Raw genomic sequence first — 25,997 nt, forward strand, 5'->3', positions numbered from 1 at the left:
CCTTTAATAAGGTAGGCGGATTAAGATTTCCGTACCCTTTCCTAAATTACTCACCCAATCAACCGTTCCCCCCAATGCGTTTGTACGGTCACGCATACTTTGCAAACCAATTGATGGTAACTTTACGAGAGAGTCAACTTGGAATCCTCTACCTTCATCTTTTATAACAAGTAATACATCTGTTTGTGTTATTGTGATAAAAATTTCTGCTTCTTTTACTCCTGCATGCTTTCTTACATTATTGAGTGCTTCCTGTGTTAGTCGGAAAAGTGTTTCTTCAATACGCGAAGGCAATTGTAGTACACCAGAAACTTTTACTTTTAGTTGCAACCCCAACATTTCTGCATATCCTTTTATCGCTTCCATCAAGCCACTTTCAAGTCCTTTTGGACGAAGCTGCCAGATTAGTGCCCGCATTTCGGTTAATGCTTCCTGTGTTAGATTTTGAACTTCTTTAAACGTTTCTTTAATGTCAGGTTGCTCTGACATTTCAATTCCAGCTCTAGATGTTAAAGTAACAGAAAATAATAACTGATTAACTGAATCATGTAAATCTCTTGCAAGCCGATTTCGTTCTTGAACAAGTGCCATTTCCTGCTCTTGTTTTGTTAACAGAATTCGTTTAATCGCTGAACCCATTTGGAAAGCAACCGATTCGAGTAATGCAAGCTCATCATCTGAAAAGCGTACTGTATTAGGGGAGGCAACATTGAGCAAACCAAAACGCTCTTGTCCAGATTGCAAAGGTACAGTTGCATGATGCGTAATTCCTGCACAATCTCCAATACAAGCTGTAGTTGCATTTTCAATCCGTTGGCATTCGATTATGTTAGATGCCTTTAACAATTCCTGATTACGATATTTGGATATGCACCAACAACCACCTTTGCTCAAAAACTGGCAATTATTCTGTTCTAACGCACGTGGTAAATTTACATGCGCAATCATTTCATGTCGCCCTCTACCATTCACAAAAAAAATCCAGCCAGTTTCAAAATTGGTACCTTCCAAAAACTTGCGTAGTGCTCCTAGTAGCATTGGTTGCATTTCAGTTTCTTCATTTAATAATTCTGCAATTTCTTTTAATAAACTAATATTTGAGTGATCTGTAGGTTTCATCAAAAAGCCTCCATTCTCGGATGCCCATTATTTCTATTGTTCCTTCTATCATACCACTGCCCTCCATCGCTTCCCATGATTTACATCTCAGTAATTTGACCGAGAAGGAATTATACTTTTGCTTTGAAACAAGCTATGATAGAATGGGAATAAAATCCACTTTCGAGTATAAATAATTTACAACGATTTGTATTACATCTATAATCGGAAAAGAAATATACTAATACTAGGAGATTTCATATGTCAAAAAAACTGGAGAATAGCCTTCTATTTATGTGGGTTGTATCACTAATCGCTATGATGGGTTCTCTATATTTCTCTGAAGTTCAGCATTTTGAACCATGTAAGTTATGTTGGTTCCAACGTATCTTAATGTATCCCCTTGTCATCATTTTAGCAGTCGCATATGTTCAAAGGAATGCTCGTATTGCAGTAACAAGCGCCATATTCTCTTGTTTAGGTGCATGCATAGCATTGTATCATTATGGTATTCAAAAAATACCAGCTTTACAAGAATCCGCTATTACTTGTGGCCGAGTACCTTGTACATCTGATTATATTAACTGGTTTGCTTTTATTACCATCCCATTCCTTTCACTCGTAGCATTTATTTTAATAGCAGGTACAAGCTTTTACATGTTAAAAGCACTCAAGGAGGACAAATAATTGGCAAACTCAAACAAATCCACTGCACAAAAAAAGGATAATAAGCTTACAATATTATTAATCATTGGGTTTATTATTATTGCAGCTTTTGGAGTCCTATACTTTATAACCAAGTCTGATGAAGACAAGCTAGCAAACAATCCTTATGGTAAAACAGATTTAAACCCAGCAACAGTTGATATCTTAAAGGATAAAAATTATCAAAATATAATTTTACCTGATCAATTAGAAAAGAAAATTGCAAGCGGGAAAGAAACAATGGTTTACTTCTTTAAATCCGATTGTATACACTGTCATAAAATCACACCAATCTTAATGCCTCTTGCAAAAGATATGGGTGTACATATTGATCAGTTTAACCTTCTTGAATTTGAACAAGGATGGGATCAATATAGTATCGAAGGTACACCAACACTGGTTTACTACAAAGACGGAAAAGAACAGTTACGTGTAGTTGGTGAGCAGACCGAAGATACATTTAAAAAGTTCTTTGAGGCAACCATTCTGAAGGGTAAATAAATTTAGTCTTAAAAGTCTCTTCTTTATAATAAGTACATTGCTTTTTAATGGGCAATGTACTTTTTTAATACAATAATTTTCTCAAGTTCATATTTTCAGCTTCTCATTGGGCACCTTACACTCAAAATTAATGGTTCTATAACAAATGCTGGGGGAATATTTCAAGTTATCTTATAAACTTGTTCTGGTACATGCTCCTGTATCGCTTCGCTAGCTTCGTCGCAAATGACACATTGACTCACTGCCGATCCTCCTCATTCGCTAACGCTTGCTCCTGCTTCTTCAAAAAGCCCATTTGAGTAGTTTTATTATGACCAATTGTTTGTATCCCCCAACAGATAGTACAGAGCTAAACTAACTAGTTATAACGCAAAAAGAGGCTATCTTAAAAGTGTAGACAATCACTTTTAGATAGCCCTTAGATTTTATTAAGACGAAGGCAATAGCTTTTTAATACTTCTCTTGTACCCATTGACAGAACAATGTGTAATCATATTTCACTTGCTCTTTATAATTAACAGCAGCATATGTAATATGACGAACAAACTGATCGACATTGCCAATGGCTTTTATAATTTCAACTTCACTATGATGTGTTAATAGTACAGATTCAATGTCCGCATCAGCTCGCGCATGAATTTTTGCAGTAACGCGCCCCATCGTTTTTAGTGTTTGGTCATAGTCTTTTAATGTAACAAGCTTATCTGCTTTTACTTTCTTTTTATACGGTGAGCGTTCACGAATGTAAAAATGTTTATCTTCTATAGTCACATAACCTAAATAAGGATCTTCTAAATGATGCATAGCCTTTTGAGTTGCAACTACACGCTCCCCTTGATGTGCATGTTTTTTCCAGAACACATCACTATATGGTAAGAAATAAGCAGGAATGGAAGTACGCACTTCTTTCATTTCTAATACTAAATCATCCGTACCACCCGCTTCTTGTCCACCTTCAATAAGAATATAAAAACGACTTAGACCAATCGAAGCGGTGCCTGTACCGTATTTGCGTGCAACGTCTTTTACTTGATAATATGAAGGATCCTGCTTGTTCTCCGGATCAATTGTCAAGAAATATTGTTTCATAACTGCTTGAGTTTTCTTTAGTTCTTCATCTGTTACAGGCTGGATTTCTTCATTCCAGTTGAAAACGCGCTTTCCTTCTTCATTGATATATGTGATGTCTGTTAATAAATGATCACGTTGTCTTTTTCCAAGTTTCTTCAATACTTTTTTTACAGGGCCTTTTGTATTCTCTTGCGTAAACGTTAACGTCAATGGATCATCTATATTCTCTTTAAAGCGCTGCAATTGTTTGTAATAACTATGTAAGTAGTGAGCAATACGTGCTTTTTGTTCAGCATCACTTAGCCCTTCCGCATCTGTATACAAAGCGATACTGACCGCCATTCGAAACACATCATACAAATAAGATCCAACATAGCCTTCATCAAAATCATTCACATCATAAACAATTTCACCTGCTTCATTTTGAAAACAACCAAAGTTATCCATATGCAAATCCCCTTGAATCCAAGCTGGCTTATCTATCGGTGTATTGTAAGGAAATGGAATTTTAGTTACATCATAATAAAACAAATAGGCACTGCCTCGGAAGAAACGGAATGGGCTTTCTATCATTTCCCCATATTTCACTTTACGTTTGTCATCATCTAATCCCATACATTCCACATCAAATTCATTAAATATTGTTTCTAACATATACTCACGTAATGTGCGTCTCGTATGCTGTACACGATCTACTAATAACTTCATCGTTCTCTCTCCTTTTTATTCACTAACTACCTTTATCTTACAACGAAATATCTAGTATCACTACTAAAAATATCCATGTAAAGGGTACGAAAAAAGATGACTTCTCGTTCCAATTTGAACAAAAAGTCATCTTTAATTTATCTTAAAAACTCCATAGAAAGGTTTCCCTATTAATACTTAAAATGATCTGGATGTGATCCAAATCGCTCATTGCGATTAATGGTATCAATTGTTGCCATATCTTCAGAAGTTAGTTCAAAATCAAATACATTTGCATTTTCTTCAATACGGCTTGGTGTCACTGATTTTGGTATAACAATATGATCACTTTGTAGATGCCAACGAATAATTGTTTGTGCAATAGATTTACCGAATTTGGAACCGATTTCTGCAATTGTCTCATCATGTAACACGTGACCACGACCTAGTGGTGACCATGCGGTGATGACTATATCATTTTCTTTACAGTAATTGCGCAATTCTACTTGTGAAAGGTACGGATGCAATTCTACTTGATTGACCATTGGTTTGATGTTAGCTGAAGCAAATAATTTCTCGAGATGATGTATTTCATGATTTGAAACGCCTGTTGCTTGGATTAGTTTCTCATCATAAAGTCGTTCAATCGCACGATAAGTTTCTGCAAATTTCTCTGGAACTGGCCAATGTGTTAAATATAAATCCAAATAATCTGTATTAAGTTCAGTTAATGTTTTCTCAAACGCTCTTAATGTTTCATCATAGCCTTGGTCGGTATTCCAAACTTTTGAAGTGATGAATATATCTTCTCTTTTCTTATTTGATGCACGAAGAGCTTCTCCAACTTGTTGTTCATTTTTATAGAAAGCTGCTGTATCTACTGCGACATAGCCAGTGTCTAGTGCTTTTTTAATTGAATTAAATGCTTCCTCTGGATCATCCATTTTGTATACACCTAATCCGAATCGAGGCATTTCAATACCATTATGTAATTTTTTTGTTGATGTTATTGAGTACATGTCGTTACCTCCTTTTGGGTAATCTTATTATACAGACATTGTCAAAGTATTTCGAGAATAACGACTTTTTTTAAAGGGTTGCAATCTTACACAAAAGCGAATATTATATTAAATGTTGTTTCAAATGTTCGGATTTTAGAAAGAAGGTATTTCATTGTTTCACCTGAAAGAAAATGGCACAAACGTTAAAACTGAAATTATTTCTGGTATTACAACGTTTCTTACCATGGTATATATTATTGTCGTGAACCCTGCTATTTTATCAGATGCAGGAGTTCCTGTAGACCAAGTATTTATGGCAACCATTATCTCTGCTGTTGTCGGTACTTTATGGATGGCACTATGTGCTAACTATCCGATTGCGATTGCACCAGGTATGGGCTTAAACGCATATTTCACCTCTGTTGTTTTAAATTCTAACGGTAAGATTGATTACATGACTGCCTTTTCTTCTGTATTTGTTGCAGGTATTATTTTCATTATCTTATCGGTAACTCCGCTTCGTGCAAAGCTTATTACTGCTATTCCCGAAAACTTAAAACGTGCGATTACTGCCGGTATCGGTTTATTTATTGCTTTTTTAGGTTTACGAATGGGTAGCGTAATTGTTGCAAATAAAGATAATTTAGTAGCTCTAGGAGATTTAACCTCTCCAGGCGTTATGTTAACATTATTTGGTTTAATCATTACGGTTATTTTGATGGTTCGTAATGTTAGAGGTGCCTTATTTATCGGTATGGTTGTTACAGGGATTGTCGCCTCATTTACTGGTCAACTAAAAATTGATAAAGTCGTAGCTAAGCCTCATTTACCAAATGATATTTTGATCTGGAATCCACTTGATGCTTTTGGTGACGTCATTCATTACGGCTTATACGGAGTTGTTTTTTCATTCATCTTAGTCACTTTGTTCGATACAACTGGTACACTTGTTGGGATTATGAAGCAAGCTGGTTTGATGAAGGGAAATGAATTACCACGTGCACGTAAAGCTCTATTAGCTGATTCACTTGGCACAACAATCGGAGCGATGTTTGGTACAAGCCCAACATCAGCATTTGTTGAATCTTCTGCAGGTGTTGCTGCAGGAGGGCGTACTGGTTTAACCACTTTAACGGTTGCTATCCTATTTATCATTGCTTCCTTCTTTGGACCTTTGGTAGGATCTGTTTCTGGTGTAGCTGCAATTACATCACCAACGCTTGTGATTGTCGGTACATTAATGATCTCTTCAGTAAAAGACATTGAGTGGCATCAATTCGATGAAGCTTTTCCTGCTTTCCTAATCCTTTTAATCATGCCTTTAACATCGAGTATTTCAACTGGGATTGCCTTTGGTTTTATTGCCTACCCAATTTTGAAAATCGTAAAAGGTGAAGCAAAGAAAGTTCATCCATTGTTATATATCTTCGCAATATTATTTGCGATTCAACTAATTTTCTTACAACATTAATACAGAAAAGAGTTGTCCAAAAGCAGTTTTTGGACAACTCTTTTCTATTTATCATCAAATTGTTCAGGGTCTTGATCACGTCCAACTCTTTCTAATTCAGTTTCTTCACGTCTTTTTTCCATCTGCTTTCCTAGTGCTTGAACATCTTCAAATGAAGTTGCCATCGACCCATTTTCAATTTGTTTCTTATCTTTACTCATTGTCATCAATCTCCTTTATCACTAGTATGTCATTATCTATTCCCTGTTATCATAAGGGTTATGCATCATAAGGCATTTACGAACAATGAGCGATTTCCGCCATATTTAAAATACAATTGACGTATCATTTCCCTATAAATTAGGCTATACTTGAAGAGAACTTTTTCATTATCATTAGGAGGGTACTTCCATGAAATTAATTTTAATTCTTGGTGTGATTTTGTCATTCTTAGTTGCAATTTTTACTGCTGGTTATGAAGACAAACAAGGTGCTTCTAACAAATAATTTTTTTCATTTAAAAAGAGGACAACCTATAATGGTTGCCCTCTTTTTATATATATAATTGTTGATATTAGTTATTGAGCTGGTACTTTTGATAAAAAAACAATAACATAATTAGTGCATTCCTTTGAAACCTTGTTGACGTAAGGCTTCGAAAATAACAATCGCTGCTGTATTTGATAAATTTAATGAACGCACATTTTCACTTTGTGGAATTCTTAAGCATTTATCTTGATGATCTTGGATTAATTCTTTCGGAATACCTGTTGTTTCTTTCCCAAACATAAAGTAAATTTCTTCTTCAGGATTACTAAAGTCAAAGTCAGAATAAGGTTTCGTACCGAAAGTTTCAATATAGTAGATTGAACCACCAGTATTCTTTTCGTAAAATTCTTCTACTGAGTCATAATATTTGATATTGACGCTATTCCAGTAATCTAAACCTGCTCTTTTTAACATTTTATCATCTGTTGAAAATCCCAATGGACGAATTAGATGTAGATGTGTATCCGTTCCTGCACAAGTTCTTGCAATATTCCCTGTGTTTGCTGGAATTTCTGGTTGATATAATACGATGTGTAAAGACACTTCGAGACACTTCCTTTATTTTTTTGCTAAAAATGTTAAACCTTTTTGAATTTCCATTTGAACTTCTTCATCTTCTTCATGAAGTAAGCCTTCTTGTAATACTTCTTTTACACCTTCTCCACCGATTTTGCCAATTGCCCATGCTGCAGTACCTCGAATAACTGGACGCTCGTCTTTTTGGAAAACTTCTATTAAAGAAGGTAAAGCTGATGTTTCTTTAAAATGTGCCAGTGCAATAATCGCATTGCGTTGAATTGGCTTTTTCCCTCTCCACGAGCCTGAAATATGTCCATAGGTTTCTTTAAATTCACGATTAGAAATTGTCAGTAGAGGTTCTAATAATGGCTTTGCAATTTCAGGTTCTGGTTGAAGCGCATCATGGATCCAATTAAGTTTCCCTTTATTCTTTGGACAAACGGTTTGGCAAGTATCACAGCCATATATACGGTTTCCTATTTTAGCACGGTATTCATCTGGTAAAAAGCCCTTCGTTTGGGTTAAATAAGCGACGCATTTCTGTGAATTAAGTTGACCACCTTGTACAAGTGCACCAGTTGGGCAGACATCTATGCAAAGGCGACAATCTCCGCATTGATCTTCCATCGGTTCATCTGATTCAAATGGCAAATTGGTAATTATTTCTCCCAGATAGACATAAGATCCAAATTCAGGTGTAATGATGGCGCAGTTTTTTGCACTCCATCCAATCCCTGCACGTTCAGCAACAGCTCGGTCTGATAATTCACCTGTATCAACCATTGAACGTAGACGACAACCAGGTACCTTTTCCTGAAGAAAAGCTTCTAGTAAAGCGAGTTTTTCACGTAAAACTGTATGATAATCTGTCCCCCATGATGCACGACAGAATATCCCTCTTCTTGCACCTTTTTTTCCTTGAGGAGCATCCTTCATTCTAGATGGATAAGCAATAGCGATTGCAATGATGCTTTCCGCTTCTTCTAACAACAACTGCGGCTCTGTACGCTTTGTAATATCTGATTCTTCAAAACCAGATTGATATCCTAACTCTTGTTGGCGGCGTAAACGATTTTTTAGTTCGCTAAATGGTGATGCAGAAGTAAAACCAATTTTATCGATACCAATGCTTTTTGCATAGGCCATTACTTGTTGCTTTAGTTCGATGATGTTCATTTGGTTTCACTCCCTCTCTATGATAAACTGGAAAAAAATATATGATTAGGTGATGTATAGTGATTAAAATTACATTGGACTCATCCATAACAAATAAAGTACCTACATTTAAAATCGGCATTATCCATTATACCAAAATTGTCGTAGCAGAATCTCCTCAAATGATTAAAGGTCGAACACAGTTGTATCAAGAAAACCTATATTTGGAATTACAAGAACAACCAGTTACCGAAAGACCTGGCATTAAAGAATGGCGTACTACCTGGAAAGCATTAGGTGCTGACCAAAATCGTTATCGCCATTCTACAGAAAGCTTAATGCGCCGTGTATCAAAGCAAAATTATTTAACGCCCTTCCATTCAGCTGTTGATTTAAATAATTTCTTTTCGCTTCAATACGAAATTCCAATTGGTATTTACGATGGCAATTTACTAGATGGTGATATTACGATTGCACTTGGAGATGAAAAAACAGGCTATGAAGGATTAAATGGCCGTTATAATTCATTGAAGAATATCGCCTACTCAAGAGATACTGAAGGACCATTTGGTAGTCCGTTTGTCGATTCAAAACGTACCTCAGTTACGGAAAACACAACTGATGCTATTCAAATATTCTATCTTCGCCCATCTGTATCCAAAGAGGAATGTACAGAGCTATTGGATGCTGCCGGTAAGATGTTTTCTCAAATCCATGGTGGAGACTATACGGCAGCAATACTAACCAATGAACAAGCACATGTGGAAATATAGCTGATTGACCTGTCCTTTTTGAAAAATTTATGATCATTAATATGAAAATGAAAAGCACTCTACATGGTAGAGTGCTTTTACTATTTTACACTTCTGTCGTAGAAGCTTCTTTCTCTGCTTTCATCACATCATCATCATATAAATGACAAGCAACAAAATGTCCCGGCTCCTTTTCTTTCCATCTTGGTTCAACATGCTTACAAACTTCATGGGCCATTGGGCAACGAGTATGGAATACGCAGCCTGATGGTGGAGTAATTGGGCTTGGTAATTCCCCTTTTAAAATAATACGTTCTCTTTGTTCTTCTATATCCGGGTCTGGAATAGGAATTGCAGATAATAATGCTTGTGTATATGGGTGGAGCGGTTCATGATAAAGTTGCTCTGAAGTCGTCAATTCTACCATCTGGCCTAGATACATAACCCCAATACGACTTGAAATATATTTGACCATCGACAAATCATGAGCGATAAACAAATAAGTTAGTTCTTTTTCCTTTTGTAAACGTTGTAATAGTTTAACAACAGATGCTTGAACTGACACATCCAATGCTGAAATCGGTTCATCAGCAATGATAAATTCTGGATCTAACGCAAGAGCTCTAGCAATACCAATTCGTTGCCGTTGCCCGCCTGAAAACTCATGCGGATAACGATTGGCATGCTCTCTATTTAAACCTACATCCTCCAATAGTTCGTAAACACGATTTCGTAACTTACTTTTATCTTTGTACAATCCATGGATTTCCATCGGTTCAGCGATAATTTCAAAAACAGTGGATCTTGGGTTTAGAGAAGCATATGGATCTTGGAAAATCATCTGCATATTTTTCAACATTTGATCGCGTTCATTGCCAGATTGTTCATGAACATCTTTGCCTTCAAATAAAACTTTACCTTCAGTACGATTATATAGACCTAAAATAGTTCGACCTGCTGTTGACTTCCCACATCCAGATTCGCCAACAAGCCCAAATGTCTCCCCTTTTAAGATATCAAAACTGATGCCATTAACAGCTTTTAATGTACTGCCTTTTCCTAGATCGAAATGTTTTTTTAAATTTTCTACTGATAATAAAACTTCCTTCGTCATGATGTCTTCACCCCAGTTCTGCTTGATATCGACTTACTCCACAAAGCTCCTCTTCGAACTTTGTGCCAGTTAAATGAATAATTTCGACAGTCTTTCCGGTTTGCGGAGAATGAATCATTTTCCCTTCCCCGAAGTAAAATCCTACATGTCGCACAGGTGCTCTACCAAAGTCGTTTGCAAAAAATAGTAAGTCACCAATTAGCCATTCATCTGGATTTTCTTTGTCAATTGCTTGACCTGCTTCTTTTTGTTCCCCTGCATCTCTTGGAATAATGATTCCAGATGCTTTTGCCATGTTATATGTAAAACCTGAGCAATCATAACCGTATGATGACATGCCTCCCCAGAAGTAAGGTAAATCCAGGAATGCTGTGCCTTTAATAACAGCTTGCTCCATGGTCGTAGGATTTCCAGTTGCTCTACTAGATGTGATTTCTACTCCATTTTTACTTAAATATGCTTTACCATTTGGTGTATCAACATGATAGTATTTTAAACTCTCGTCTCGTAATGGAAGAATTGTATTAAAAGGTAGTACCAGTAACGGCATTTCATCCTCTGTCCATAATTGAGCTTTATCAGCTGTAATGATGGCATATTTTTTTGATTCTGAACCATTACTCTCAATTAATTGTGTTAAAGGAACCCATCCCGGATATCCCCGTTGATCTTTGGTAGATGGTTGATGAATTGCAACAATTTTTGCCCAATCGTCAATAATCTCATCTACAATCACTTCTTCTCCATAAAGTAGTTGTGTTTGCACACGATTCGCCTCACATAAGTCTAACCTTTCCTTATACTGCAAGGCTTCAAGCCATTTTACAAGGTTTACAGGATTACCAGTACCGTCCACATCAATATCACGTGCAGATGCTGGTGATGTCCATATAGTAGCTACAGGCACTGCACAACGCCAAAGGTTATTTAAAGCTGTCATATTAATTTCCCCCTTTGTTAATCCGCACAATTCCTAATCCTGGTGAGGGATCAAAAGTTATCTTAGAGCCATCATATTGAATGCCCCCCTCAAGCAAATCCTCTTTTAACATCAATGGTGCATCAAAATCATAGTGAATGATATTCGATTGACTCGCTGCAAAATGAGCAGCTGCTCCAACCCCTAACTTCGTTTCTATCATACTCCCTGTCATACATTTCATATCATGACTTGCAGCTAAAGAAGCAATTTTCAAAGCTTGATATATGCCACCAGCTTTCATCAATTTAATATTAATCAAATCAGCTGCTCTCATTTCAATAACTCGTTTTGCATCATAAATAGAAAATACGCTTTCATCAGCCATAATTGGGGTCAATGTATGATCCGTTACATACTTTAATCCCTCGATGTCATGGGCTAATACAGGCTGTTCAATAAATTCAATATTCAGTTGTTCGTCTTCCATTTGTCCGATTGCTCTAACCGCTTCTTTTGCTGTCCAACCTTGGTTTGCATCTAAGCGCAGTTTTATATCAACGCCAACAGCTTTGCGAATTGCTTTAATTCGCTTAATATCTTCTTCAATTTCGCCAATACCAACTTTTATCTTTAAAATTTGAAAACCAGAACGTACATAACTTATTGCATCCTGGGCCATTTCAATTGGCTCATTCACACTAACCGTATAGTCCGTTATTAATTCGGATCTTGCACCCCCTAAATATTGATAAAGAGGTAAGTCAGCCTCTTGTGCCAATAAATCGTATAATGCCATATCAATAGCTGCCTTTGCGCTCGTATTATGAACCATCGAACGATGAAGTGATTGGAAAAGTTGCTCATGATAACGTAAATCTTTTCCTATCAACAAAGGTTTGAAAACCTCTTCAATTGCAAATTGAATACTTGCTAATGATTCCCCTGTAATAACATGTGTTGGTGGCGCTTCCCCAAATCCTTCTCTACCATCATCTAATTGAATACGAACATAAATTGCTTCTGCGACAGTAACCGTGCGTAATGCTGTTTTAAAAGCTTTCTTCAAAGGTACTGCTACTTGAAACGTTTCGATTGAACGAATGATCATTTTTTCTCCACCCCGTTTTGTTATTGAACCCCTGGTTGTATTGTGATTGTTTTTTCATCCGCATCTAAAAATGCATTTGCTCCAAGTGGGACTGCAAAATGTGGCTGACAATGCCCAATCTTGACATCTTTCACGATTGGAACTGAAAGCTTACCAAAGTAATGTTCAAATACTTCATCTAATGTCAATGAAACCTTTCGTTTTGCTGGTTCTGCATGGCTAAAGTCAGCAATAATAACACCTGCAACATTATCAAATTTCCCTGCTTGTCTAAGCTGATTTAGCATACAATCAACTCGATATGGTTCCTCGTCTATATCTTCAATAATAAGAATTTTACCTTTTGTATCCACTTCATATTTTGTACCGATTCCATTTGATAACAAGCTAAGATTACCCCCTGTTAACTCCCCTTGGCATTGTCCTGGACGAAACATTTCAATAGATGCAAAAGACTCATCATATTGGAGTACGGTTGGCTCAAATAATTGCTCGAACATCTTTGCGGATTTTTCCTTGAATGAATCTTTTCCGACATCTGATCCGAGCATTGGACCGTGAAATGTTATGAAATCGGAATATCTCCCAATGGCTGTATGTAGAAATGTAATATCTGAATATCCCCAAAATACTTTTGGATTATGAGCGATTAAATCAAAATTAATGCGATCTGTATAGCGAGCCGCTCCGTATCCCCCACAAGCACATATAATACCTGCAATACTCGGATCTGCGAACATTTGATGTAGGTCGTTTAATCGTTCATCATCTGACCCAGCTAGATAGCCATTTACTTGGAACAGCGATTCTCCAAATTTATAATTAAGACCTAGCTTTTGTAAAAAATCCAATGAATGCTCTAAACTCTTTAAATTCGGTGGACTTGAAGGTGCAATAATACCGATTGTATCCCCAGGCTGTAATTTCTTTGGTTGACGTTTCATTTTATTACCTCCCTTTCTTTCATAAATAAAACGATAAGGTAAGACTCATAAAAAATTATCATCTTATTTAAGAGAGAAAGAGCAGTGCCACATGGTGACACCGCAATTTTGTTATTTTTTATCTGCCCATTTAAGCTCTAAGTAACCTACTGGGTGACGAACAACACCAGTTACAGACGGTTTTTGCAACGTTAATTGATTGTAGAAATAAAGTGGAACAATTGGCGCTTCATCGATTAATATTTTTTCTGCGTCTTGAAGCATTTTCCAACGTTTATCATTATCCTTTTCTTTTTTAGAATCAGCAATTAATTTATCGAATTGTTTATTTGACCAGTTTGTACGGTTCATAGAAGAACCTGTGATAAAGCTTTCAATTGCATTCACTGGATCTGCATAGTCAAATAAGAATGATGAACGTGATAATTGGTGTTTCAACTCTTTTTGTTCTGTCATAAATACGCCTGATTCAACATTTTTGAGTTTAATATCTACACCAAGATTTTCTTTAAATTGACTTTGAAGTGCAACAGCAATTTTCTGATTATCCGGGCTAGTAGAATAGGTAAGAGTAACGGCCGGTAGTTTTGACCAACCTTCTTCTTTCATACCTTCTTTAAGTAGTTTTTTCGCTTCGTCTTTGTTGAAAGTGATTAGATCGCCAGTTGCTTCACGGAAATCTTCACCTTTTGAATTTGAGATGCCATAACTTACGAAACCATGTGCAGCTTTTTGGCCTTGTTTTGTTACATAGTCCACAATGTTTTGTTGGTCTACAGCTAAAGCAAATGCTTTACGAACTTTTTCATTTGTAAATGGTTTTTTGTCTACATTAAATCGATAGAAAGCAATGCCTGCTTGGTCTTCAATCTTAAGTTCTTTATTGTCTTTCAATTCTGCAGCAAGTTCTGATGGTACAGATGAAATATCCAGCTCATCGTTTTGATACATTTGATATTCAGTGTTTGTATCATTAACCATTGCCCATTCAACTTTGTCTAATTTCACAGTATCTTTATCCCAATATTGATCATTCTTTGTAAATACCATTTTAGAATCGTGTTCCCAAGATGCTAATTTGAAAGGACCATTACCAACAAATGAATCTGCTTCTGCAAACCATTTTGGATTTTCAGTCGCCACCTTTTCATTTACTGGGAAGAAACTTGGATTTGAAATAATGTTCAAGAAAGCTTCAGTAGGCGCGTTTAATTTTACGACAAACGTTTTATCGTCTTTTGCTTTGATTGCAATTTTTTCAGCTTTGCCTTTACCAGTGTTGTATGCTTCAGCACCATCAATAACATAGGCTAAAAATGCCGCGGGAGAAGCTGTCTTTGGATCTAGCATATGTTTCCATCCGTAAACAAAATCACCAGCAGTTACATTATCACCATTTGACCATTTTGCATTATCTCGAAGTGTAAATGTATACGTTAATCCATCATTTGAAATATCAATTTTCTCTGCTGTTGCTGGTTCAGGCGTGTTTTTGTCATTTAAACGAACTAGACCTTCCATTAAGTTATTTAATGGGGCCCATGACACTGCATCAAATGCTACAGAAGGATCAAATGAGTTTGGTTCAACACTGTTATTTAATCGTAAAACCTTTTCTCCTTTTTTCCCATCACTTGATGTGTCTTTTGATTTACCTGCGTCTTTGGTTGCTGTACATGCTGCTAATACAAGAATCAGCATCGAAATGAATACTAACGGAAGCCATTTTTTCTTCATACATTTCCCCTCTTTCCCCTTTTTATATTTATGTGAAGCACTAAGTGCCCATCACCTATTTATCAAATAACCCCTTTGATCGTGCATCTTGCAGCCAACAATCTGTATAGTGACTTGTAGATAGATAAGTTGTCTCCGGTTGTACATAATCACACACTTCCATCGCAAATGGACAACGTGCTACAAAGGCACATCCTTTTGGTGGTGCAAATAAGTCTGGAGGTGTTCCTTCTATTGGTTCTAGTTCCTCTTCCAACAAATCTAGTCGTGGTACTGAATTTAATAAGCCCTTTGTATATGGATGAGTCGGCTGATAAAAGATCTCACGTTTCGTACCGATTTCGATAATCTTGCCTGCATACATAACAGCAATACGATCTGCGATTTTCGCTACTACGCCTAAATCATGTGTGATTAAAATAATAGAGACGCCAGTTTTTTGTTGAATTTCTTCAAATATCTCAAGAATTTGTGCTTGAATTGTTACATCAAGAGCAGTTGTTGGTTCATCTGCGATTAATAATGTCGGTTCGCAAATTAATGCTATTGCAATAACAATTCGCTGTCTCATCCCACCTGAAAATTGATGAGGAAATTGTTTTAGGCGCTCTTTCGGATTTGAAATGCCTACTAAATCTAATATTTCTATCGCCTTTTTATTGGCTTCAGCTTTGCTAATCGATTTATGGGTTCTAAGACCATCTGTTAGCTGCTCCCCAATTGTTAAAGTTGGATTCAACGCCGTCATAGGATCTTGGAAAATCATTGAAATATCTACTCCTTGGATTTTCCGTAATGCCTTTTTATCTAACTTCGCTAAATCTTTACCCTTAAAAAATACTTTGCCATTCGATATTTTGCCTGGAGGCTGAGGGATCAACCCCATAATGGCATTAGATGTTACACTTTTCCCACAACCGGATTCTCCTACTATAGCGAGCGTTTCTCCTTCATGCAGATCAAAGGTTACGCCCCGAACAGCATGAACTTCACCACCATAAGTTTTAAAGGTTACATGTAAATCTTGAACTTCTAGAATCTTCTTACCAACTGCTGTAGAGAGATTTTGAAGTTGTTCATCGCTTTGTTGCGTTTTACTTGTCATCCCTCTCACCCCCTAAGTTTTGGATCCAGAGCATCTTGCAACCCATCACCTAAAACGTTAAATGCAAACATCGTAATCGCTATAAATAATGCAGGGAAGAATAATCTCCACCAGTAACCTGATAAAATAACTGGCAATGCATCATTCGCCATTACCCCCCAACTAGCATAGGGTGCTTGAATACCTAAACCTAAAAAACTTAAGAATGCTTCTGCGAAGATTGCACTAGGTACTGTTAATGTCATTTGAACAATAATAGGTCCCATTGTATTTGGGAGTAAATTTTTTCTAATAATTCTGAATGTTTTGGCCCCAAATGATTTAGAAGCCGTTACAAACTCATAATTTTTAATCTGTAATACTTGACCACGTACAATTCGAGCCATACCAACCCAACCGGTAATCGTTAATGCGACAATTATCGTTGTTAAACTTGGTTCCATGACTACCAAAAGTAAGATCACGACTAATAAATGTGGTAAACCATATAAAATCTCAATTATACGCATCATAAATAAGTCTACTTTGCCGCCTTTATAACCACTAATTCCTCCATAGATAATGCCAATCGTAACATCAATAATAGCGGCCATTAATCCAACAAATAATGAAATACGTGCCCCATACCATGTTCTCGTAAATACATCTCGGCCCATCTCATCAGTACCAAACCAATTATTCATTGACGGCGCTTTGTTTTGATTTGGTAAATCAGTAGTTGTTACTGAATGTGGAGAAAACATTGGTACAAAAATAGCAGCTAGTCCTAAGAAAATTAAAAAGAATAAGCCAAACATTGCTAATTTATTCTTCTTTAAACGTCTCCATGCATCTGCCCAATATGAAAGTGATGGACGGACAACATTTTCTGCTTTTGCTATATCTTTTTCCTTTGGTTTAAACCACTCGTCTTTTACTTCAATATCGTGCACATTCGTCATGATGCATCACCTGCTTTTTTATGCAATTTGATACGTGGATCTAAAATACCGTAAACAATATCCACTAGGAATAACATAAAAACTAAAAACGCACTATAGAACACCGTGGTTCCCATAATTACTGGGTAATCACGATTATTAATACTTTCTACGAAATATTTCCCCATACCAGGAATGGCGAAAATCTTCTCAATAACAAACGTTCCTGTTAAAATTCCGGCTAACATCGTTCCCATAATCGTTACAACCGGCATCATTGCATTACGCAATGCATAGCGTACAATGATTCTCCACGGTTTTAGTCCTTTTGCTTTTGCCATTTTAATATAATCCTGCGTCAATACTTCTAGCATACTGGCTCTTGTTAGTCTTGCTATAATAGCCATCGGACCTGTTGCTAATGCGAGTGTTGGTAGCACCATATGCTTTGGACTTTCCCAAGTTGCTGCTGGGAACCAGCCAAGCTCTCCTGCAAACACCTTAATTAGTAATGTAGCCAAGATAAAGTTTGGTAACGAAATCCCTATTACAGCAAACGTCATGGCAAAATAATCGATTACGCCATTATGGCGAAGTGCTGCTAAAGTTCCTAGTATTACCCCCGATATAACGGCGACTAATATCGTAACCATTCCAAGTTCAAATGATATTGGAAAACCCCGGCTGATCAAACTATTCACAGTCTCATTTGGCTTTTTAATCGAAGGTCCAAAATCAAATGTTACTATGGCCTCTAAATAACTTAAATATTGCTTTGAAAGTGGTTGATCTAGCTTATAAAATTTTTCTAAGTTTGCTTGAATTGTTGGATTCGTCGTTCGATCACTATCTAAAGGTGACCCAGGAATGGCATGCATTAAAAAGAATGTTAAAGTTGCAATAATTAAAACTGTCACGACCATCATCAAAAATCGTTTGATGATATATTTCACCATACAAATCTCCCCTTTGATCTTTCTATGATGTCATTAACAATATTTTGCTTGATAAGCCAGCTCCGCCATGACCAACATTGCTCGATATGCTTCTAGAATATCTTTTGCACAAAATTCTACGATTGTTGTACCTTCAATAATTCTTGTTCCTGGCATTAATGCAGCCCATTCTGCTTGTCCATAATTGGTGAATTCAATTTTTAAAATTGGATTTTCCGGTGGTGTTAATGGTTTAATTTCACCCTTTTTAGCAATTGCCTCAGCTACTTTTTCAGCAACTAACGTGCGAGCTTTTTTCGGATGCAGTGTTTTAACACAAGATCTTGAAATAGATTCTTTTACAGCTGCTGTGACAACACCAGGAATTAACGCTTCGATTTCTTTGCATGCACAATCATCACCTGCTAAGAAAATAACAGGTACCCCATAATACCCTGCTACGTATGCATTGAATCCAATTTCTCCAATCTCTACATCATTGATGAACATCGTTCTGAAACTAAATGTCATTGAGTGGCTCATAACACCTGGCTGACCAGCTCTTGCATGGTAACCATCGAACATAACGCCATCAAATGTTGCATCTACATTATGTACCATCGAGAATTGCTTGAAGTCTCCAGATATTAGTGTTGCATCTTCATGCAATTCTTCAACAAATAAATTATTCATCTTCGAGTGGCTATCATTTACTAATACTTCTGTTGCCCCATTATGAAATGCTGATTCGATTATGGCATTTGCTTCTTGTGTCATAATTCTTCGCGAATTTTCATAATTGTGTTCTGAAGATGTTACAAACGTATAATCTGGTAACCCTGTAATGCCTTCCATGTCTACTGAAAGAAAATATTTCATCCTTGTTCCCCCTATCAATCTCCTGTTGCTTATTGATAGGTTACCAGAAAAATTCTGAATATTCAATTATTTATAAGTAAGAAAATGTAACATATCTTTATTTTTACAGTAAATACATTTTTATTTCATTATATCTAATAAGGATAATGTTTATTTTTTACTAATGAGTCAATTTCATAAATGCTTTTCTAGTTAAAAAATACAAATATTATTTAAATAAACAAATCAATAATTCAGATAGTACTTCAATTCTAGTATTTATTTAGTATTCCGCTCTAGATGGCGCTTTCCGCTTCATATTTGTTAAACAATTCAAAAATAAAAGATCCAATTTTTTAATAAAATTAGATCTTTCGTTTGCTATTCTACACCTGGCAAAATTGCCAAATCTTTGTTCTCTGCATCTAAAATGACATCTACCCCTAATGGAATACCTACATTCGGTTCACAATGTCCAATTTTAAAACCACTTACAACTGGTATATTCAGATCTTTGAAATAAGATTCAAATAATTCTTCTAAAGTTGGTGAATCTTCATATTCTCGCGGATTTATTTCTGTAAATTCACCAATTACAATTCCCTTAACTTGTTCAAATTTACGTGCTTGTCTTAGTTGATTTAGCAATCCATCAATTTGTGCAGGTTCTAATCCTATATCTTCAATGAGTAGAATTTTACCTTTTGTATCAATTTCAAATTTAGTGCCTAAACTATTTGCAATTAATGTTAAGTTACCACCAGTGATTTCTCCACGCGCTGCTCCACCACAAATAGTTGTAAGTGGTGAAATACTTTCATCATAGTGAATCTCTGCTGGTTGGAATAGCTGCTTAAACATACGCTTCGAGCGTTCTGTTACATCGTCGCGTCCGATACTTGATAATGTAGGTCCATGGAAAGTTACAATATCTGAGTACATGCCGATCGCATTGTGCAAGAATGTAATGTCAGAAAAACCCCAGAAAATTTTCGGATTTTCTTCTAATAATAAGTAATCAATCTTATCAGCTATTCTTGCTGCTCCAAAGCCCGCACTCGCACAAAAAATCGCTTTAATTGTTGGATCCTCAATCATTTCTTGCAAATCCTTGGCACGTTGTTCATCTGTTCCTGCAAGATAATGATTATTTAGCTGTATCGTATTCCCTAACACATAACGTAAACCTAATTCTTCTAAAAAACCGAGTGATTTTGTTAATCTTTCTATATTCGGAGGACTAGATGGGGCAATAATCCCAACTGTATCCCCTTTTTGTAATCTTGGTGGACGTCTTTTCATATTCAAAACTCCTATGTTAATTTATATAACTATCCCTTACTTTACCACCTATTCTATTGAAAAAGCGAGTAGAGTATTATCATACTTATAATTATTCAAGTAAGAAACCGACCCTTATTTTAAGTTTACACAATATTGCTAGCCCTATTAATATAAATCGTTTATCTATTTATTGCTAATTTAACCGAAATTTCAATTGGCTCTTTAAAAATAATAAAAAGCCCTAACAAATTCGCTAGAGCTTCATTGATCTAATTATTTATTTTTGTCGACCTTATATATTTACCTTGTAAATTCTAACGTGTCTTGTAATTTACGTCCGATTCTTCAAGTTGCACACTAGCATTAATTTGCGGTAATTTTATACCAATCCCTTGCTCTTTGTTATAGTCAATCCATTTTTGCTTCTCACGCTCGACTGCTCTATTTTGCCATTCCAGCCATCCACACTCAGAACAATGACTCTCTACATAACTGTTGCCGTGTGTATCTTTATGGTGGTAAATTGTATTCGACTTACAATTGTAGCAATAGATAATTTTATGATCAGTTTGCATGTACATAATGAAGTCCTCCCGTATTTCGCAATTATTACTTCCATAATTTACGATTAGGTATCACTTTATACAGGAGATTTATCTTTTTAAAAATATGTTTCCGCAATTTTGGTTGTTTCATCCGCGGTTTCAACTCATATATCCGCGGTTATCTAAATTATATCCACGTATCCAACAATTTATATCCTATTATACAGAGGATTCTGTGCTTTAATGGGAGCAAATCTATTTTTTTACACAATAAAAAAAAAGCAACAGTAAAAGGAATTTCCAAAATAAAAAGACTACCTCAAATTAGGCAGTCTTTTTTATTCGTTTAAAATCGACAAATTTCTTTGACAATAAAAAATATATCTTTTGGTATTCGTTATATATTTGTAGAAATATATTTTGTTTCTAGGTACGGTTCGATGCCTTCAAGGCCACCTTCACGTCCAATGCCACTTTCCTTCATTCCACCAAATGGAATATGTGCCCCAGATGGTGCACCATCGTTCCAGCCTACAATACCAAAGTCAAGATTTTCACTCAAGTACACACCCGTTTTATAATTTTCAGTAAAGAAGTAAGCTGCTAGGCCATATGGTGTACCATTGGCAATTTCGACTGCTTCCTCTAATGTATGGAAACGTGTAATTGGTGCTACGGGTCCAAATGTTTCTTCCTGCATGATTTTCATTGTATCATTTACATCTACAACAACTGTTGGTTGAATGAAATAATATCCTTTTTCATCATCATAATTATATTCATTGCCACACGCAATATCTGCACCTTTTGATACAGCATCTTCTAACTGATTAACAATTTTATCGAACCCTTTTTTATTAATAATTGGGCCTACTGTTACGTCCTTTTCTAGTCCATTACCTAATTTTAATTGTTTCACTGCTGCTACAAATTTTTCTGTAAACGCGTCCACTACACTATCTTGCACAAGTAAGCGGTTTGGACAAACACAAGTTTGACCTGCATTACGGAATTTCGCATTAATTGTTTGTTGTACAGCCAAATCAAGGTCTGCATCCTCTGCAACGATTAAAGGTGCATGACCACCAAGTTCCATCGTTGCATGTTTTATCGTATCAGCACAATTCCGCAAAAGTTCCTTACCAACTGGCGTTGATCCTGTAAACGTAATTTTGCGTACGTAAGGGCTATCTGTAAATAATTTACCGATACGTGGTCCATCACCATTGACACATTGCACAACATCTTTTGGAATACCTGCTTCATGTGCCAATTCAATTAAACGAATTGTTGTAAGCGGTGTTTCCTCTGCCGGTTTTACAATAAATGTACAACCTGCTGCAAGTGCTGGTGCAGCTTTTCGTGTCATCATCGCTGCCGGGAAGTTCCAGGGAGTAATCGCTGCTACTTGTCCAATTGGTTGTTTAATAACTGTTAAACGTTTGGACTCTTGATGACCTGGGATTGTACGACCATAAATACGTTTTGCTTCTTCTGCGTACCAATCGATGTAGCTTACTGCATAATCAACTTCTCCTAGACCTTCTGCAAGTGGCTTACCATTTTCACGTGTAATTAATTCACCAATTTCGGCACGATGTGCACGAACTAAATCAGCCCACTTTGATAAAAGTGCTGAACGTTTATGTGCATTTACTTTTGACCATGTTTTAAAAGCAGTATGACCTGCTTTAAGTGCAGCTAGAACTTCTTCATTACTTGAAACAATTACTTCTTGTAAATCTTCACCTGTTGCAGGGTTGGTTACTATAAATGTAGACATTAACGACTTCCTCCTTAGCTATTCGCAAAAGCGTCTTCTAAAATAGCAAAGCCTTTTTCTAATTCTTCATCCGTGATCACTAGTGGGGGTAAGAAGCGAATCACATTCCCTTTAATACCAGCCGTTAATAATAACAATCCATGCTGATTTGCATAATTTGCGATATCAGTTACACGATATTTATCTGCTTCACGAGTCACCGGATCTTTAACAATTTCCATCGCTACCATCGCACCTAAACGACGAATATCTCCGATTTCGGGATATTTTGCTTGTAATGCTTTTATTTTGTTTTCAATTTTTTGACCAATAATTTCAGCACGCTCTGGTAATTTTTCCTCTTTCATAATTTCGATTACCGCTAACGCCGCTGCATTGGCTGTTGGACTACCAGCATATGTACCACCCAATTGACCTGGTTCGGAAACTTCCATGATTTCTTTACGTCCAATCACACCTGAAAGTGGCATACCAGCTGCTAAAGATTTCGATACAGTAATTAAATCTGGCACAACGTCAAAATGCTCGATGGCAAATAATTTACCTGTGCGTCCAAATCCTGTTTGAATTTCATCCGCTATGAAGACGATGTTGTTTTCGTTACAGAATTTCGCGATTTCTTGTACGAATTTTTTCGGTGGTACGATGAATCCACCTTCCCCTTGTAATGGTTCCATTACGACACAAGCTACCATTTCAGGAGATACTGTTGTTAAGAAGAAGTCTTTAAATTCAGCAATAATACGATCTACGTATTCTACTTCTGTTTCACCAGCTGGTTTTTGATATAAGTATGGATATGGTGCTTTATATATTTCAGGTGCAAATGGACCAAAGCCCTCTTTGTATGGTTTAACTTTACTTGTCATGCCCATTGTTAAATTTGTACGACCGTGATAGCCACGTGTAAACGATACGACGCCTGATTTTTTCGTATAACGACGGGCAATTTTCACAGCATTTTCAACTGCCTCTGCACCAGAGTTTAATAAAATAACTTGTTTGTCATGTGTACCTGGTGTAACTTCACAAAGCTTTTCTGCTAACTCAACATAGTTTTCATACATGATAACATTGAATCCTGGATGAATAACGTGATCCACTTGTGCTTTTATAGCCTCCACTACTTTCGGATGATTGTGGCCTACATTAATCATACCGATACCTGCTGCAAAATCAATCCATTCATTTCCCTCTATATCAATAACTGTTGCCCCTTTTGCCTCTCTTGCAAAATTCAATGAACCATTGCTTACAGCTCGAACAACATATTTTTGTCGTTTTTCTAGTAATTCCTCTGTTTTAGTAGTGACTTTCATTTTTATTCCTCCTCGTGTTGTGATTACAGAAAATTATGTCATCTTCTGATGAAAAGAAAAGAACCAATTTTCAGCTTTTTTAGGATCCAGATAAACTAAATAAAAATAGTTATATCAAATAGATACTCGTCTTATCTAAATAACATCAAATATGCTTATTACAAATAACTATCTTCTAACATACATAACGCTTCATCATTCTGAAGTATAATTTTCGCTTTTCTCAAAAATATTTTCTGATACTTTCATAGAGTTTAAAGAATATAATCCAAAGCCAATTAAGCACCAAACACCTAGAATAACCCATTCCATAGGCCATACTAATGCAGACGGCATACCAGGTAGGTAGAATGAAATAAATAAAATACTTAAAACAATCGCCATAATACCAGTGAATTTCCAATATTTAATTCTGTAAGGGCGATGTAATTCTGACTCTGTTTTACGTAGCTTGATAAATGCAATTGAAACAAGTAAATAACCAACTACAATCCCTACACCACCTGCATCTACTAGCCATACCAATGCTGGGCGCCCTAAAAATGGCGCAATTGCCGCTAAAATCCCTAAGAAGATAATCGCGTTTGTAGGAGTTTGATATTTAGGATGCATATATGAAAACCATTTTGGAATCATATTATTTTCAGCCATTGCATAAAGAATTCGGCTACCACCAATAATGAAAGCATTCCAGCTCGTGATAATTCCTGCAATACCACCTATTACTAAAATATAACCCCAAATTGGACTACCAAACAAAGCAACCATTGCATCTGCTGTTGCAAGTTGACTCTTCAAGAGCTGATCATCTGGAAGTGCCACAGCTACACCAAATACAACAAATAAGTAGAAACACACAGCACTTATAATAGATACGATAATAATGCGACCAATTGATTTACCAGGTGCATTAATTTCCGCAGCCACTTGTGGAATAACGTCGAAGCCAACAAATAAAAATGGAATCATAACAAGGACGGAAAGCGTACCACCAATACCATCAGTGAACATTGGATCTAGATTCTTTAAATCACCGTGAGCAATGGCACCATACACTATTAACCCTGCCACTAATACAATCGCTACTGTAAAAATGTTTTGGAAAACTGCAGCTGGCTTTATTCCAAAGAAATTGAGCGCTGTTAAAGCAATCGAACCAACTGTACCAATCAACGCCCAAGTTAAAAAGACTTCCCAACCACCTAAAGTCCAAAGACTCACTTTATGCTCTACTGGCATTACATAATCAATTACAGTTGGTAAAGCAACTGCCTCAAATGTAACGACTGATACATAACCAAATAGCACTCCCCAAGCTGTTACAAATGCACTTTTCTTACCAAATGCTCGCTTTACAAAGACGAGTCCCCCGCCTGTTTCTGGCATCGCAGATGATAGCTCTGCATATGTTAGACCAATGAAAATAACTAATAGACCGCCCAGTATAAAGGCAATTACCGCTCCTAGAAAACCTGCACTTGCTACCCATTCTCCTGAAAGAACAACCCAACCCCATCCAAGCATTGCCCCAAGAGATAAAAACAGTACATCAATCTTCGACATTGATTTCGTAAAATTTTTATTATTATTGTTATTACTCATATGTATTCCCCCTTTGTGTTTGGCTCTTTCCGATAAAGTAACTCTTATCGTTTAGATAAAGTGAATCACTTGTGTTTTTACAGCTTCCACTACTTTTGGATGATTATCCTACATAATCATTCCGATACCTGCTGCAAAATCAATCCATTCCCCTTAAAATCAATAACTCTTACCTCTTTTGCAAAATTTATTGAGCCATTGCTTACAGCTCGAAAACATATTTTCGCTGTTATCGTAGTAATTTTTCTGCCTTAGTTGTGACATTCACTTTTCAATTCCCCCTTGTCCAGCGTTTACAGAAGATTATGAACAGCTTATCATTAAAAGAAAAGA

General features: G+C 36.3%; 24 protein-coding genes. 4 read left to right on the plus strand and 20 right to left on the minus strand.

The window, feature by feature from the left end:
* Positions 1-3 precede the first annotated feature (3 nt).
* Positions 4-1,119, minus strand: a complete 1,116-nt coding sequence (locus ACIQ4I_RS16345; RefSeq protein ID WP_403097936.1) for a GAF domain-containing sensor histidine kinase — start codon at positions 1,117-1,119, stop codon at positions 4-6.
* Between the two features lie 240 nt (positions 1,120-1,359).
* On the opposite strand from ACIQ4I_RS16345, the gene ACIQ4I_RS16350 reads away from it, so the two are divergent.
* Entirely contained in the window at positions 1,360-1,785 is a 426-nt protein-coding gene (locus ACIQ4I_RS16350) for a disulfide oxidoreductase (protein WP_403097938.1), read from the plus strand.
* A complete protein-coding gene (locus tag ACIQ4I_RS16355; RefSeq protein ID WP_403097940.1) occupies positions 1,786-2,304 on the plus strand; it encodes a thioredoxin family protein in 519 nt (172 codons plus the stop codon). It abuts the gene before it with no gap.
* A 450-nt stretch (positions 2,305-2,754) separates the two neighbouring features.
* Here ACIQ4I_RS16355 and ACIQ4I_RS16360 read toward each other — a convergent pair whose 3' ends face one another.
* Both ACIQ4I_RS16360 and ACIQ4I_RS16365 read right to left on the minus strand, forming a co-directional pair.
* Positions 2,755-4,083, minus strand: a complete 1,329-nt coding sequence (locus ACIQ4I_RS16360) for a DUF2252 domain-containing protein (RefSeq protein WP_403097942.1) — start codon at positions 4,081-4,083, stop codon at positions 2,755-2,757.
* Between the two features lie 170 nt (positions 4,084-4,253).
* Entirely contained in the window at positions 4,254-5,081 is an 828-nt protein-coding gene (locus ACIQ4I_RS16365; RefSeq protein ID WP_403097944.1) for an aldo/keto reductase, read from the minus strand.
* 154 nt (positions 5,082-5,235) lie between these two features.
* On the opposite strand from ACIQ4I_RS16365, the gene ACIQ4I_RS16370 reads away from it, so the two are divergent.
* On the plus strand, positions 5,236-6,534 hold the full coding sequence (locus ACIQ4I_RS16370) for an NCS2 family permease (RefSeq protein WP_403097946.1): 1,299 nt from the start codon (positions 5,236-5,238) through the stop codon (positions 6,532-6,534).
* A gap of 44 nt (positions 6,535-6,578) precedes the next feature.
* Here the strand turns inward: ACIQ4I_RS16370 and ACIQ4I_RS16375 are convergent, their stop codons facing one another.
* From ACIQ4I_RS16375 to queG, 3 genes are all read right to left on the minus strand, one after another.
* Positions 6,579-6,734, minus strand: a complete 156-nt coding sequence (locus tag ACIQ4I_RS16375) for a multidrug ABC transporter ATPase (protein WP_403097947.1) — start codon at positions 6,732-6,734, stop codon at positions 6,579-6,581.
* A gap of 397 nt (positions 6,735-7,131) precedes the next feature.
* Entirely contained in the window at positions 7,132-7,605 is a 474-nt protein-coding gene (trmL, locus tag ACIQ4I_RS16380) for a tRNA (uridine(34)/cytosine(34)/5-carboxymethylaminomethyluridine(34)-2'-O)-methyltransferase TrmL (protein WP_403097949.1), read from the minus strand.
* A 15-nt stretch (positions 7,606-7,620) separates the two neighbouring features.
* Complete coding sequence (queG, locus tag ACIQ4I_RS16385; RefSeq protein WP_403097950.1) at positions 7,621-8,757, minus strand: tRNA epoxyqueuosine(34) reductase QueG; 1,137 nt, start codon at positions 8,755-8,757, stop codon at positions 7,621-7,623.
* Between the two features lie 62 nt (positions 8,758-8,819).
* Here queG and ACIQ4I_RS16390 point away from each other — a divergent pair, with 62 nt between their 5' ends.
* On the plus strand, positions 8,820-9,509 hold the full coding sequence (locus tag ACIQ4I_RS16390; protein ID WP_403098003.1) for a B3/B4 domain-containing protein: 690 nt from the start codon (positions 8,820-8,822) through the stop codon (positions 9,507-9,509).
* Between the two features lie 85 nt (positions 9,510-9,594).
* On the opposite strand, the gene ACIQ4I_RS16395 is transcribed toward ACIQ4I_RS16390, so the two are convergent.
* The 14 genes from ACIQ4I_RS16395 to ACIQ4I_RS16460 form a co-directional block, all read right to left on the minus strand.
* On the minus strand, positions 9,595-10,602 hold the full coding sequence (locus ACIQ4I_RS16395) for an ABC transporter ATP-binding protein (protein WP_403097952.1): 1,008 nt from the start codon (positions 10,600-10,602) through the stop codon (positions 9,595-9,597).
* Positions 10,603-10,609: 7 nt separating this feature from the next.
* Entirely contained in the window at positions 10,610-11,542 is a 933-nt protein-coding gene (locus ACIQ4I_RS16400) for a C40 family peptidase (protein ID WP_403097953.1), read from the minus strand.
* Position 11,543: 1 nt separating this feature from the next.
* The gene (locus ACIQ4I_RS16405; protein ID WP_403097955.1) at positions 11,544-12,632 is read right to left on the minus strand and encodes a dipeptide epimerase; all 1,089 of its coding nucleotides are present in this window, start codon (positions 12,630-12,632) and stop codon (positions 11,544-11,546) included.
* A 20-nt stretch (positions 12,633-12,652) separates the two neighbouring features.
* Positions 12,653-13,576: a S66 peptidase family protein gene (locus ACIQ4I_RS16410; protein ID WP_403097957.1), complete on the minus strand. Its 924-nt coding sequence runs from the start codon at positions 13,574-13,576 to the stop codon at positions 12,653-12,655.
* A gap of 111 nt (positions 13,577-13,687) precedes the next feature.
* Positions 13,688-15,313: a peptide ABC transporter substrate-binding protein gene (locus ACIQ4I_RS16415; protein ID WP_403097959.1), complete on the minus strand. Its 1,626-nt coding sequence runs from the start codon at positions 15,311-15,313 to the stop codon at positions 13,688-13,690.
* Between the two features lie 55 nt (positions 15,314-15,368).
* Positions 15,369-16,418 carry an ABC transporter ATP-binding protein gene (locus ACIQ4I_RS16420; RefSeq protein WP_403097961.1) on the minus strand — a complete coding sequence of 350 codons (1,050 nt, stop codon included), beginning with the start codon at positions 16,416-16,418 and terminating at the stop codon, positions 15,369-15,371.
* Positions 16,419-16,423: 5 nt separating this feature from the next.
* On the minus strand, positions 16,424-17,359 hold the full coding sequence (locus ACIQ4I_RS16425; RefSeq protein WP_403097963.1) for an ABC transporter permease: 936 nt from the start codon (positions 17,357-17,359) through the stop codon (positions 16,424-16,426).
* Positions 17,356-18,294, minus strand: coding sequence for an ABC transporter permease (locus tag ACIQ4I_RS16430; RefSeq protein WP_397539979.1), 939 nt, complete (start codon positions 18,292-18,294; stop codon positions 17,356-17,358). The genes ACIQ4I_RS16425 and ACIQ4I_RS16430 overlap by 4 nt, the downstream gene beginning before the upstream one ends.
* 33 nt (positions 18,295-18,327) lie before the next feature.
* Positions 18,328-19,152 (minus strand): M55 family metallopeptidase, encoded by an 825-nt coding sequence (locus tag ACIQ4I_RS16435; protein ID WP_403097965.1) that lies wholly within the window; start codon positions 19,150-19,152, stop codon positions 18,328-18,330.
* A 360-nt stretch (positions 19,153-19,512) separates the two neighbouring features.
* Positions 19,513-20,433 carry a S66 peptidase family protein gene (locus ACIQ4I_RS16440; RefSeq protein WP_403097967.1) on the minus strand — a complete coding sequence of 307 codons (921 nt, stop codon included), beginning with the start codon at positions 20,431-20,433 and terminating at the stop codon, positions 19,513-19,515.
* 296 nt (positions 20,434-20,729) lie between these two features.
* Positions 20,730-20,996: a hypothetical protein gene (locus ACIQ4I_RS16445; RefSeq protein ID WP_403097969.1), complete on the minus strand. Its 267-nt coding sequence runs from the start codon at positions 20,994-20,996 to the stop codon at positions 20,730-20,732.
* A 361-nt stretch (positions 20,997-21,357) separates the two neighbouring features.
* Positions 21,358-22,743 carry an NAD-dependent succinate-semialdehyde dehydrogenase gene (locus ACIQ4I_RS16450; protein ID WP_403097971.1) on the minus strand — a complete coding sequence of 462 codons (1,386 nt, stop codon included), beginning with the start codon at positions 22,741-22,743 and terminating at the stop codon, positions 21,358-21,360.
* 14 nt (positions 22,744-22,757) lie between these two features.
* Positions 22,758-24,062, minus strand: a complete 1,305-nt coding sequence (gene gabT, locus ACIQ4I_RS16455; protein ID WP_403097973.1) for a 4-aminobutyrate--2-oxoglutarate transaminase — start codon at positions 24,060-24,062, stop codon at positions 22,758-22,760.
* 195 nt (positions 24,063-24,257) lie between these two features.
* Positions 24,258-25,664, minus strand: a complete 1,407-nt coding sequence (locus tag ACIQ4I_RS16460; RefSeq protein WP_403097975.1) for an APC family permease — start codon at positions 25,662-25,664, stop codon at positions 24,258-24,260.
* Positions 25,665-25,997: the final 333 nt, after the last annotated feature.

The organism is Rummeliibacillus sp. NPDC094406, assembly GCF_044763875.1.
GTDB lineage: Bacteria > Bacillota > Bacilli > Bacillales_A > Planococcaceae > Rummeliibacillus.

What these genes read in the sequence shown, in the direction of transcription:
- ACIQ4I_RS16345 (WP_403097936.1), bottom strand. Translation starts at nt 1,119, where the DNA reads ATGAAACCTACAGATCACTCAAATATTAGTTTATTAAAAGAAATTGCA.
- ACIQ4I_RS16350 (WP_403097938.1), top strand. Translation starts at nt 1,360, where the DNA reads ATGTCAAAAAAACTGGAGAATAGCCTTCTATTTATGTGGGTTGTATCA.
- ACIQ4I_RS16360 (WP_403097942.1), bottom strand. Translation starts at nt 4,083, where the DNA reads ATGAAGTTATTAGTAGATCGTGTACAGCATACGAGACGCACATTACGT.
- ACIQ4I_RS16365 (WP_403097944.1), bottom strand. Translation starts at nt 5,081, where the DNA reads ATGTACTCAATAACATCAACAAAAAAATTACATAATGGTATTGAAATG.
- ACIQ4I_RS16375 (WP_403097947.1), bottom strand. Translation starts at nt 6,734, where the DNA reads ATGAGTAAAGATAAGAAACAAATTGAAAATGGGTCGATGGCAACTTCA.
- queG (WP_403097950.1), bottom strand. Translation starts at nt 8,757, where the DNA reads ATGAACATCATCGAACTAAAGCAACAAGTAATGGCCTATGCAAAAAGC.
- ACIQ4I_RS16395 (WP_403097952.1), bottom strand. Translation starts at nt 10,602, where the DNA reads ATGACGAAGGAAGTTTTATTATCAGTAGAAAATTTAAAAAAACATTTC.
- ACIQ4I_RS16400 (WP_403097953.1), bottom strand. Translation starts at nt 11,542, where the DNA reads ATGACAGCTTTAAATAACCTTTGGCGTTGTGCAGTGCCTGTAGCTACT.
- ACIQ4I_RS16405 (WP_403097955.1), bottom strand. Translation starts at nt 12,632, where the DNA reads ATGATCATTCGTTCAATCGAAACGTTTCAAGTAGCAGTACCTTTGAAG.
- ACIQ4I_RS16410 (WP_403097957.1), bottom strand. Translation starts at nt 13,576, where the DNA reads ATGAAACGTCAACCAAAGAAATTACAGCCTGGGGATACAATCGGTATT.
- ACIQ4I_RS16415 (WP_403097959.1), bottom strand. Translation starts at nt 15,313, where the DNA reads ATGAAGAAAAAATGGCTTCCGTTAGTATTCATTTCGATGCTGATTCTT.
- ACIQ4I_RS16420 (WP_403097961.1), bottom strand. Translation starts at nt 16,418, where the DNA reads ATGACAAGTAAAACGCAACAAAGCGATGAACAACTTCAAAATCTCTCT.
- ACIQ4I_RS16425 (WP_403097963.1), bottom strand. Translation starts at nt 17,359, where the DNA reads ATGACGAATGTGCACGATATTGAAGTAAAAGACGAGTGGTTTAAACCA.
- ACIQ4I_RS16430 (WP_397539979.1), bottom strand. Translation starts at nt 18,294, where the DNA reads ATGGTGAAATATATCATCAAACGATTTTTGATGATGGTCGTGACAGTT.
- ACIQ4I_RS16435 (WP_403097965.1), bottom strand. Translation starts at nt 19,152, where the DNA reads ATGAAATATTTTCTTTCAGTAGACATGGAAGGCATTACAGGGTTACCA.
- ACIQ4I_RS16440 (WP_403097967.1), bottom strand. Translation starts at nt 20,433, where the DNA reads ATGAAAAGACGTCCACCAAGATTACAAAAAGGGGATACAGTTGGGATT.
- ACIQ4I_RS16445 (WP_403097969.1), bottom strand. Translation starts at nt 20,996, where the DNA reads ATGTACATGCAAACTGATCATAAAATTATCTATTGCTACAATTGTAAG.
- ACIQ4I_RS16450 (WP_403097971.1), bottom strand. Translation starts at nt 22,743, where the DNA reads ATGTCTACATTTATAGTAACCAACCCTGCAACAGGTGAAGATTTACAA.
- gabT (WP_403097973.1), bottom strand. Translation starts at nt 24,062, where the DNA reads ATGAAAGTCACTACTAAAACAGAGGAATTACTAGAAAAACGACAAAAA.
- ACIQ4I_RS16460 (WP_403097975.1), bottom strand. Translation starts at nt 25,664, where the DNA reads ATGAGTAATAACAATAATAATAAAAATTTTACGAAATCAATGTCGAAG.